Origin of the sequence: Agrobacterium cavarae, from assembly GCF_004310285.1 — a bacterium.
Taxonomy (GTDB): domain Bacteria; phylum Pseudomonadota; class Alphaproteobacteria; order Rhizobiales; family Rhizobiaceae; genus Agrobacterium; species Agrobacterium cavarae.
On record NZ_SISF01000024.1, the window covers coordinates 155,191 to 164,749 of the forward strand.

At 57.8% G+C, this 9,559-nt stretch carries 10 protein-coding genes; 5 read left to right on the top strand and 5 right to left on the bottom strand.

Annotated features, from left to right (window positions below; genetic code table 11):
- Nucleotides 1–23 precede the first annotated feature (23 nt).
- The 5 genes from aat to EYC79_RS06150 form a co-directional block, all read right to left on the bottom strand.
- Entirely contained in the window at nucleotides 24–635 is a 612-nt protein-coding gene (gene aat, locus EYC79_RS06130) for a leucyl/phenylalanyl-tRNA--protein transferase (protein WP_112519026.1), read from the bottom strand.
- A 3-nt stretch (nucleotides 636–638) separates the two neighbouring features.
- Complete coding sequence (gene accC, locus EYC79_RS06135; RefSeq protein ID WP_062425493.1) at nucleotides 639–1,982, bottom strand: acetyl-CoA carboxylase biotin carboxylase subunit; 1,344 nt, start codon at nucleotides 1,980–1,982, stop codon at nucleotides 639–641.
- Nucleotides 1,983–1,993: 11 nt separating this feature from the next.
- Complete coding sequence (gene accB / locus EYC79_RS06140; protein WP_062425492.1) at nucleotides 1,994–2,476, bottom strand: acetyl-CoA carboxylase biotin carboxyl carrier protein; 483 nt, start codon at nucleotides 2,474–2,476, stop codon at nucleotides 1,994–1,996.
- A 27-nt stretch (nucleotides 2,477–2,503) separates the two neighbouring features.
- The gene (gene aroQ, locus EYC79_RS06145; RefSeq protein WP_062425491.1) at nucleotides 2,504–2,941 is read right to left on the bottom strand and encodes a type II 3-dehydroquinate dehydratase; all 438 of its coding nucleotides are present in this window, start codon (nucleotides 2,939–2,941) and stop codon (nucleotides 2,504–2,506) included.
- Nucleotides 2,942–3,087: 146 nt separating this feature from the next.
- Complete coding sequence (locus EYC79_RS06150; protein WP_113179505.1) at nucleotides 3,088–3,855, bottom strand: DsbA family protein; 768 nt, start codon at nucleotides 3,853–3,855, stop codon at nucleotides 3,088–3,090.
- A 157-nt stretch (nucleotides 3,856–4,012) separates the two neighbouring features.
- Between EYC79_RS06150 and EYC79_RS06155 the strand changes: the two genes are divergently transcribed.
- From EYC79_RS06155 to EYC79_RS06175, 5 genes are all read left to right on the top strand, one after another.
- Nucleotides 4,013–5,182: a pyridoxal phosphate-dependent aminotransferase gene (locus tag EYC79_RS06155; protein WP_130977448.1), complete on the top strand. Its 1,170-nt coding sequence runs from the start codon at nucleotides 4,013–4,015 to the stop codon at nucleotides 5,180–5,182.
- Nucleotides 5,183–5,204: 22 nt separating this feature from the next.
- A complete protein-coding gene (locus tag EYC79_RS06160) occupies nucleotides 5,205–5,909 on the top strand; it encodes an SDR family oxidoreductase (protein ID WP_130977449.1) in 705 nt (234 codons plus the stop codon).
- A 145-nt stretch (nucleotides 5,910–6,054) separates the two neighbouring features.
- Entirely contained in the window at nucleotides 6,055–8,073 is a 2,019-nt protein-coding gene (locus EYC79_RS06165) for a GAF domain-containing protein (RefSeq protein ID WP_165456968.1), read from the top strand.
- Nucleotides 8,074–8,076: 3 nt separating this feature from the next.
- Complete coding sequence (locus EYC79_RS06170; protein WP_062437718.1) at nucleotides 8,077–8,454, top strand: response regulator; 378 nt, start codon at nucleotides 8,077–8,079, stop codon at nucleotides 8,452–8,454.
- A 152-nt stretch (nucleotides 8,455–8,606) separates the two neighbouring features.
- A complete protein-coding gene (locus EYC79_RS06175) occupies nucleotides 8,607–9,446 on the top strand; it encodes a response regulator (RefSeq protein ID WP_062425487.1) in 840 nt (279 codons plus the stop codon).
- Nucleotides 9,447–9,559 lie beyond the last annotated feature (113 nt).

Genomic DNA, 9,559 nt, shown 5'->3' on the forward strand with positions numbered 1-9,559 from the left:
TAGCGAATCTTTCTATCGCGAAATCAGAATTCCAAATCCGCCTGGTTCACAGCCAGGTCCAGCATCTTTGTATACTCATCCTTGGGAACGTCGATCGCGCCAAAGGTCTTCAGGTGTTCGGTGGTGAACTGGGTATCCAGCAGCACAAAGCCCTTCTCGCGCAGTCGCTCCACCAGATGAACGAGGCAGATTTTCGAGGCATTGGTGCGGCGGGAGAACATGCTCTCGCCGAAGAAGGCAGCACCCAGCGACACGCCGTAGAGACCGCCGACCAGTTCATCACCCTCCCAAGCCTCCACGCTATGCGCGTGGCCGATCTCATGTAACTCGGTATAGAGCTTGCGGATCGTCTCGTTGATCCAGGTGTTAGGGCGGTCCGGCGCTTCTGCGGCACATCCGGCCATGACGGCAGTGAAGGCCGTGTCGAAGCGAATATCGAAAGGCTTCTTTCGAATGGCTTTTGCGAGACTTTTTGAGACGTGAAAATCGTTGAGCGGGATGATGCCCCGCAGGTCCGGCTCGACCCAGAATAGCTCGGGGTCATCAGCCGCCTCGGCCATCGGGAAGAGGCCGATGGAATAGGCGCGCAGCAGCATATCGACAGTAATATCGCTATCTCTGCTGCGCCGCCCCATTCCCTAGTGCGCGTCGCCGGCCAGATATTTTTCCAGCCAGTGAATATCGTAATTGCCGTTCAGAATGTCTTCGTTCTGAAGCAGATCCTGGAACAGCGGAAGCGTGGTCTTGATGCCATCGACGACGAACTCGTCGAGTGCGCGGCGCAGGCGGCGAATGCACTCGTCACGGTCGCGACCGTGAACGATGAGCTTGCCGATCATGCTGTCGTAGTAAGGCGGGATCTTGTAGCCCTGATAGGCACCCGAATCCACACGAACGCCGAGACCGCCGGGCGTGTGGAAATAGGTCAGCGTCCCGGGAGAGGGGACGAATGTCCGCGGGTCTTCGGCATTGATACGGCATTCGATGGCGTGGCCGTGGAATTCGATATCAGCCTGCGTAACGGAAAGGCCCTGTCCGGAAGCAACGCGAATCTGCTCCTGCACGAGGTCCATGCCCGTGATCGCTTCCGTGACCGGATGCTCCACCTGCAGACGGGTGTTCATTTCGATGAAATAGAACTCGCCGTTTTCGTAGAGGAACTCGATGGTGCCTGCACCGCGATATTTGAGCTTGCGCATAGCGCTGGCACAAATCTCGCCGATCTCCATGCGCTGTTCGACGGTGAGAGCAGGGGAGTTGGCCTCTTCCAGTACCTTCTGGTGACGACGCTGCAGCGAGCAGTCGCGTTCGCCAAGGTGGATTGCCTTTCCTTCGCCATCGCCGAACACCTGCACCTCGATATGGCGCGGCTTGCCGAGATACTTTTCCATGTAAACAGCGTCGTTGCCGAAAGCAGCAAGCGCTTCGGAACGCGCGGTCGAGACGGCCTCATCGAGATCGGCTTCGGTCTTGGCGACCTTCATGCCGCGACCACCGCCACCTGCTGTGGCCTTGATCAGAACGGGGAAGCCGATCGAACGCGCGATTTCCATCGCGTTTTCAGGCTTTACCTCGCCATCGGAGCCGGGAACGACCGGGATGCCGAGTTCCTGAGCGGTCTGCTTGGCGGTGATCTTGTCGCCCATGATGCGGATGTGCTCGGCGGTCGGCCCAATGAAGGTGATGCCGTGCGCGTCGAGAATATCCGCAAACTTGGCGTTTTCAGAGAGGAAGCCGTAGCCGGGATGAACCGCGTCCGCGCCGGTGATTTCGCAGGCCGCAACGATCTGATGGATGTTGAGGTAGCTGTCACGCGATGGCGGCGGGCCGATGCACACGCTCTCGTCGGCGAGGCGCACATGCATGGCATCCGCGTCAGCCGTAGAATGAACGGCAACCGTCGGGATACCGAGTTCCTTGGCGGCACGAAGCACGCGAAGGGCGATTTCGCCGCGGTTGGCAATGAGGATCTTGGAAACCATGTGAGCTGCCCTTATTCGATGACCACGAGGGCTTCACCATACTCCACGGGCTGCGCGTCATTGACAATGATTTCCGTTACCTTGCCGGATTTCGGAGCCGGAATCTGGTTCATAGTCTTCATGGCTTCAACGATGAGAATGGTCTGGCCTTCCTTGACGGTGGCGCCGACTTCAACAAAGGCGCGTGCGCCTGGTGCCGGCGACAGGTAAACAGTGCCGACCATCGGGGAGGTGACGGTGTTTGCAGGGTTGCGTGCCGGAGCAGCCGGTGCAGCGGCGGCGGCAGGTGCTGCTGCGGGGGCCGCAGGCGCTGCGGCGGGTGCAGGGGCATACTGGGGAGCCGCGGCATAGACGGTTGCAGGCGGTGCGGAGCGCGACACGCGGATGCGCAGATCGTCCTGCTCGACTTCGATCTCGGAAAGATCGGTGTCGTTGAGGATGTTCGCGAGGTCGCGGATCAGTTCCTTGTCGATACCGTTTTTCTTTTCAGACATGACAAACCCTATTCTGATTGTTTCTTTTTATGCCGTGATGTTCTTCAAGGCGTTGAGCGCCATGATGTAGCCGTAAGGCCCGAAGCCGCAGACCATGCCTTTTGCAGCGGGCGCTATCATCGATTTGTGGCGGAATTCTTCGCGGGCGTGGATGTTGGAGATGTGAACTTCCACGACGGGAACGGAAATGGCGCGGATGGCATCATGCAGAGCAATCGATGTATGGCCATAGGCGCCGGGATTGATGACGATACCGGCGGCGCGTTCGCCCGCCTCATGCAACAGATCCACAAGAACGCCTTCATGATTGGACTGATGGCACTCGACAGAAAAGCCAAGCCCTTCACCAGCCGCCACGCAGTCGTTCTCAATATCCTTCAGCGTCTTGCCGCCGTAAATGCCCGGCTCCCGTTTTCCCAGCATATTGAGATTCGGGCCGTTCAGGACGAAGATCGTGTTGCTCATTCGCGGTTCCGTCAAAAATCAGCGCCACCTATAGACTGCGCGACCGTCAAGGAAAAGCCCCCGGAGCCTCGAAAGAGGGCCGGAGGCAGCGTAAGTCGAAGTTATTCAGTGGCTTTTGGGCTTTCAACGCGGCCGAAGCGCGTGTCTTATGAGCAGCTTGCCTTGCCGCAATTGCGCATATTGGCGATCTTTTCCTTCAATGGCTCGGCGCCGACCGCACCAAAGACCGCCTCGTTGCCGATCACGTAGGAAGGCGTACCGGAGATCCCGAGATTGCTGGCAAGCGTATAGGCTTCCTGAACCTGCGCATCATTCGGGTTGTCCGCCATCGATTTGCGGATGTCGGCTTCCTTAAGCCCGAGCGATGTCGCCACCTCCATTGCCTTGGCTTCATTGGCGCGGCCACGGCTGCCGAGCAGCGTGCGCTGAAACTCAGGATATTTCTTCGGCGCAAGCAGCTTCACCGCGTTGGAAACCTTGTGCGCCTCGACCGATTCCGGTCCGAGGATCGGGAACTCCTTCAGCACCACCCGGACGTTCTTGTCCTCTTTGAGGATCTTGTCCATGTCGGCCATGGCGCGCTTGCAGTAACCGCAATTGTAATCGAAGAACTCGACCAGCGTCACATCGCCGTCAGGATTGCCGATTGCGAGATCGTATTTGGAGCCGAAGATCGCTTTGGTGTTGTCGGCAACGGCTTCGGCCGCTTTGGTGTTGCGGGCCGCATATTGCTTCTTTTCCAGAGCATCCTGGACTTCAAGCATGATTTCAGGATTTTCGACCAGATATTCCTTGATGAAAGCGCCGATCTCCTTCTTCTGGTCGGCATCCAGCGCATGAGCAGGGAGGCTTGCGCCAAGGGTGGCAAGGGCCGTGACACAGGCAAGCGTTGCTGATCGGATGGAAAGTGCCATTGCGGTCCTCACTGGGTTCGGTCGTGGTTCATGGTGCAGCCAATTACCGTAATTTGAAGGAATTGCCATATCGCAAATAAATTGCGTTCGTTGCTCTCTCGTCATTGTGAAGAGCGCAACAATGCGGCAAATCTCCGTCACAGCATATAGAAAGACCATGCCTTTGATCACACTGTCCAAGCGAAGCGCCGTCGAGCCTTTCCATGCCATGGATATCCTGGCAGAGGCCAACCGGCGAAGACAGGCGGGGCGGCCTGTGATTTCCATGGCAGTGGGGCAGCCTTCCCATCCCGCCCCAAAGGCCGCGCTGGAAGCGGCTGAGACTGCGTTGAAACATGGCCGTATCGGCTACACCGATGCGCTTGGTCTTCGCGAGTTGCGAGAGGCGATTTCCGCCCATTACCGGCTGCGGCATCAGGCGATCATCGATCCGGCCCGGATTGCGGTGACGACCGGCTCTTCCGCAGCCTTCAACCTTGCCTTTCTGGCGCTGTTTGATGCCGGTGATGCAGTCGCGATCGCAAGGCCCGGCTATCCCGCCTACCGCAACATCTTGAAGGCGCTTGGGCTGAATGTGGTGGAAGTGCCGGTCACGGCTGAAACGGGCTACACGCTGACGCCGGCCAGCCTGGAGCGGGCCGAGACCAAGGCAGGCTGCAAGCTGAAGGGCGTGCTGCTTGCAAGCCCCGCCAACCCGACCGGTACAGTCACCGGCCGAGACGCGCTGAAGCGGCTTGCGACCTATTGCGACAGCCGCGATATCGCTTTCATTTCGGATGAGATTTATCATGGCCTCACCTTCGTCGGCGATGAGACCAGCACTGTCGAAGTCACTGATAAGGCCATCATCATCAATTCTTTCTCCAAATATTACTGCATGACAGGTTGGCGAGTCGGCTGGATGGTGCTGCCGGAAGAGCTGATCCGGCCTGTCGAATGTCTGGCGCAAAGCATGTATATTTCGGCACCCGAACTTTCCCAGCTTGCTGCGGCTGCGGCTTTTTCCGCACAAGCGGAGCTCGATATCTACAAGGAAAGCTATCGCACCAACCGCGACTTTCTGATGAGCCGCCTGCCGGAGCTCGGCCTGCCACTTGCCTCGCCCATGGACGGCGCCTTCTACGCTTATGTCGATACCAGTCGCTATTCCAATGACAGCATGGAGTTTGCCAAGCGCATGCTGGCGGAAATCGATGTGGCCGCGACGCCGGGACTGGATTTTGATCCGCTGGAAGGGCATCGTGCCATGCGGTTTTCCTATGCGGGTTCGGTCTCGGACATTGCCGAGGCCGTGGGCCGCATTGCGGCCTGGCTGAAACAGGATTGACGCGCAAGCAAGTCGAGAGGAGATGACGATGGATAAAGTTGCGGTCGTGACGGCGGGAGGAAGCGGCATGGGTGCTGCCGTTGCAAAGCGCTTCGCGCAGGACGGTTACAAGGTGGCGATCCTGTCGTCGTCCGGTAAGGGCGAGGCACTGGCAGCTGAACTCGGCGGCGTGGGCGTGACCGGCTCCAACCAGTCCAACGACGATATCCAGAAGCTTACCGATCTCACGCTTGGAAAGTTCGGCCGCATCGACGTGCTGGTCAACAGCGCCGGACACGGCCCTCGCGCACCGATCCTCGAAATCACCGACGAACAGTGGCACACAGGTCTCGACGTCTACCTGATGAATGTCATCCGCCCGACCCGAATCATCGCCCCCTTGATGGTCGCGCAGAAGGGCGGAGCCATCATCAATATCTCGACGGCATGGGCCTTCGAGCCAAGTGACATGTTCCCAACCTCCGCGGTCTTCCGTGCTGGTCTTGCCGCCTATACCAAGATCTTTGCCGACACGTACGCCGCCGACAATGTCCGCATGAACAATGTTCTGCCGGGCTGGATCGATAGTCTTCCGGCAACCGAGCAGCGCCGTGAAATGGTGCCTATGCAGCGCTATGGCACAAGCGAGGAAATTGCGGCCACCGTCGCCTTTTTGGCGTCGGCGGGGGCAGGCTACATCACGGGGCAAAACCTGAAGGTCGATGGTGGCCTGACGCGCTCCGTCTAACTTTTTTCTCGGCCCGGGAACCGATCTTCTTCCCCAGCGTTGTAGCGACGCGGGGGAGTGTCCTTTTTGTTTTCGATGCCACATGGACGTCGCGAGTTGATGGACGCCACGCCCTTTAATGAATTGGGGAATGGACTTGGTTCACATGATTCGCGATTCTGAGCCGGAAGTGTCCGTATTCTCGGCGTCGGATATGGAGCGTTTGGAGGCTCTGGAAGAGCTCCAGATCATCGATAGCGGACCAGAGCCGGTTTTCGATGATGTCGTGCAAATCGCGAGCACCGTTTGCAAAGCCCCAGTTGCCCTCATCAGCTTCGTTCAGGAAGAGCGTCAGTGGTTCAAGGCGCGTGTCGGCTTCCCGCCGACCGAGACGCCGATCGATCAATCGGTCTGCCGCTATTCTTTGAACTCCGAGGATCTGCTGGTCATCCCTGATCTAACGAAAGATCCTCGCACCTCTAACAACACCTTGGTCACTCAAGCCCCTTTCATCAGATTTTATGCAGGCGCACGGCTCATTCTATCGGATGGCGTCGCGGTAGGCGCGCTTTGCGTCATCGACCATGTGCCGCGCCCGGAGGGCCTGACGCAGGAGCAGCGCTCCGTATTGAAGGCTCTCGCCGGACAGATTTCCGCTCATCTGGAACTTCGCCGCGCAGCAAACCGTCAGCGCGAACTTCTTGAGCGTCAAAAACAGATCAACGCCATGATGCGCGATAGCGTTCGCACAGCGCTCACGGCGCAGGAAGCCGGGCGCATCGGCACCTTCGAACTCGATATCGAAACGGGAAACATTAAGGTCTCCGCAGAATTTTGCCGGATTTTCGACGTTCCTCCCGTCGGCCGCTATCATGCGCGCGATTTCGAAAAGATGCTCCATCCCGACGATCGCGGTCGCGAATCATCGGAAGAGACGCGCAAGAACGGTACGGCGGTCACCACGGTTGACTACCGCATCGTCACCGCCTCGCGCGGTGTTCGTTGGGTGTCGCGACAGGCGACCTTCGAGCGGGATGAAAGTGGTAAGCCTCTCAAGCTGTTGGGCACCGTTCAGGATATCACACAGCAAAGGCGTGCGACCCAACGTATCAGGACTCTCTTGGAGTTGGGCGACAGGCTTCGCGATTTGAACGACGTCGAAGAGATCGCCTTGACCGCCGCAGAACTGATGGCGCACGCGTTGGATGCGACGCGCGCCGGCTTCGGCGTTGTCGATCCCGTTCGCGAGACGGTAATGATGCAGCCGGAATGGCGCGCGCCAGGCGTCTCGTCACTGTCGGGCAAGCACTATTTTCGCGACTACGGCTCCTATATCGATGACTTGAAGGGCGGCATGAGCGTCGTCATTTCAGATGTGACCACCGATGCGAGAACCAAGGACAAAGCCGACGCACTGCTGTCGCTCGGCATTCGTCAACTCGTCAACGTTCCAATCTTCGACCAGGGGAAATTTGCCCTCGTCGTTTTCGTACACCATTGCGAACTCTTCGAATGGATGGAAGACGATCTGGCCTTTGTCAGGAGCTTTGGCGATCGCATCCAGAGCGCGATAGGCCGCTTGCGCGCGGAAGCCGAGCAGAACATGCTCAACCGAGAGATCGGCCACCGGCTGAAGAACGCCTTCGCCATGGTGCAGGCGCTTGCGAAGCAGACCTTGAGACCCGTGCAGGACCGGGGACCGGTGTTGAATTTCGAGCAGCGGCTCCAGGCGCTGAGTTCCGCCCACGACATTCTGCTCGGCAACAACTGGGCAAATGCCGATGTGCGCACGGCGCTGCTGCGTGTTGTCGATACGCTCGGAATGACCGAGCAGGTGGAGATCCGGGGCAAGGATATTTCGGTCAATCCCAAGGGTGCGCTGTCGCTGTCGCTGCTTTTGCACGAGCTGACGACGAATGCGGTAAAATACGGAAGTCTCTCGTCAGTTCATGGCAGGGTCTTGGTATCCTGGGATGTTCAAGGCGAAAGGGAGGACGCGGTCCTCCGTTTGATCTGGAGGGAGACGGGTGGGCCGCCTGTTGTCCAGCCCCAATCAAAGGGCTTTGGCTCGCGCCTCATTTCGATGGGGCTATTAGGAACCGGCGGTGTATCGACGCGTTACTTAGATCAAGGACTAGAGGTCGAAATGACAGCGTCTCTGGTTCAACTGCAACAGGTAGCGTAAACGATGGGACAGAAGCAGCCATTCGCCAAACATGTCGTACTGGTCGTGGAAGATGATCCACTCCTGCGAATGATGGCAGTCGATATGGTCGAAGATGCGGGTTTTAGTGCGATCGAGGCCGGAGGGGCCGACGAAGCACTGGAAATACTGCAGGCGCGGACCGACGTTGGCGTGCTCTTTACCGATATCGACATGCCAGGCAGCATGGACGGGGTGCAACTCGCGCATCTCGCGTGCCAAACTGACAGGCCGATCAGCATTCTGTTGACCTCAGGACACCATCGTCTTGACCAGGAAACCCTGCCACCGCGCAGCGTTTTCTTTCCCAAGCCATACGACCTCAACGTCGTGACGGAGGTATTGCGGAAGTTCGCGGCTTGAAGAGCGCTGTCCCGTCGAAACTTTAGGACATGTGCACGCAACGCATCGAGATTCACGGGTTGTAAACCAAGATAATCGTCGAAAATTCCCATTAATTTTTCGGAAAATAAAATTTTCTATTGTCTCTCCAAGATTTGGCTCTGGGGGACTACATGAATTTTCTCGGCATTACAGGTATGCAATATTCCGGCGTTCCATTCCACGATACGCGAATATTGCTCGCGGAAGATTCAAACGTCTTTACCCAGATGATCGGAGCGCGTTTGAAGGAGTTGCTTGGGCTGACCGTCGAAGTCTGCCGCAATTTCGAAGAGCTGCAAGAGTGCTACGAGCACTCCAGCGAAGAGGTAACGCTCGCCATCTCCAACATCAATCTGCCAGGTGCGGAAAACGGCGAGGCCTTGGAATATCTGGTGGATCTGTCGATCCCCACGATCGTCTTCACCAGTACCTTCCATGAAGATACGCGCGAGAAGCTGATCACCAAGGAGGTGGTCGACTATATCCTCAAGGACAATGTCTTTGCCGTCGACATGCTGACGGAATCGGTCTGCCGCTTCCTGACCAACCATCGTCACCACGTTTTGATCGTCGACGATAGCCCAACTGCGCGTGCGCTGCTGTCCAGTCGTTTGAAGCGCTACAATTTTCGCGTCAGCCTCGCCGATAGCGGCGCTAAAGCGCTCGAGATTCTTCGCAACAACCCGGACATCGGTCTGGTCGTCACCGACTATAACATGCCGGACATTGATGGCTTCGAACTGACCCGCCGCATTCGCACAATGCGTGGCTCGCACGAGCTGCGCATCATCGGCGTATCGTCGTCGACCAATCGTCTGCTCTCCGCACGCTTCCTGAAGGCCGGCGGCAATGACTTCATGCTGCGTCCCTTCATCGAGGAGGAGTTCTACTGCCGCGTGAACCAGAACCTCGACACACTGGTGCAGATCAAGACGGCCCGGGGCAACGGCCAAAAAGCCGCAGCGGCCTGAGGGGCGCGCGCATCATGATCATCTAAGCCGTCCTTGCATCAAGGACGGCTCAGACCGTTGACAAACCCGTCGATTTTTTTGGCGGGTTTTTCTGTTTTAGGATGATGCTGTTT

Bases quoted from the DNA above. Each gene is read 5' to 3' on its own strand.
- EYC79_RS06150 (WP_113179505.1), bottom strand. From the start codon at position 3,855: ATGGCACTTTCCATCCGATCAGCAACGCTTGCCTGTGTCACGGCCCTT.
- EYC79_RS06155 (WP_130977448.1), top strand. From the start codon at position 4,013: ATGCCTTTGATCACACTGTCCAAGCGAAGCGCCGTCGAGCCTTTCCAT.
- EYC79_RS06165 (WP_165456968.1), top strand. From the start codon at position 6,055: ATGATTCGCGATTCTGAGCCGGAAGTGTCCGTATTCTCGGCGTCGGAT.
- aat (WP_112519026.1), bottom strand. From the start codon at position 635: ATGGGGCGGCGCAGCAGAGATAGCGATATTACTGTCGATATGCTGCTG.
- accB (WP_062425492.1), bottom strand. From the start codon at position 2,476: ATGTCTGAAAAGAAAAACGGTATCGACAAGGAACTGATCCGCGACCTC.
- aroQ (WP_062425491.1), bottom strand. From the start codon at position 2,941: ATGAGCAACACGATCTTCGTCCTGAACGGCCCGAATCTCAATATGCTG.
- EYC79_RS06175 (WP_062425487.1), top strand. From the start codon at position 8,607: ATGAATTTTCTCGGCATTACAGGTATGCAATATTCCGGCGTTCCATTC.
- EYC79_RS06170 (WP_062437718.1), top strand. From the start codon at position 8,077: ATGGGACAGAAGCAGCCATTCGCCAAACATGTCGTACTGGTCGTGGAA.
- accC (WP_062425493.1), bottom strand. From the start codon at position 1,982: ATGGTTTCCAAGATCCTCATTGCCAACCGCGGCGAAATCGCCCTTCGC.
- EYC79_RS06160 (WP_130977449.1), top strand. From the start codon at position 5,205: ATGACGATGGATAAAGTTGCGGTCGTGACGGCGGGAGGAAGCGGCATG.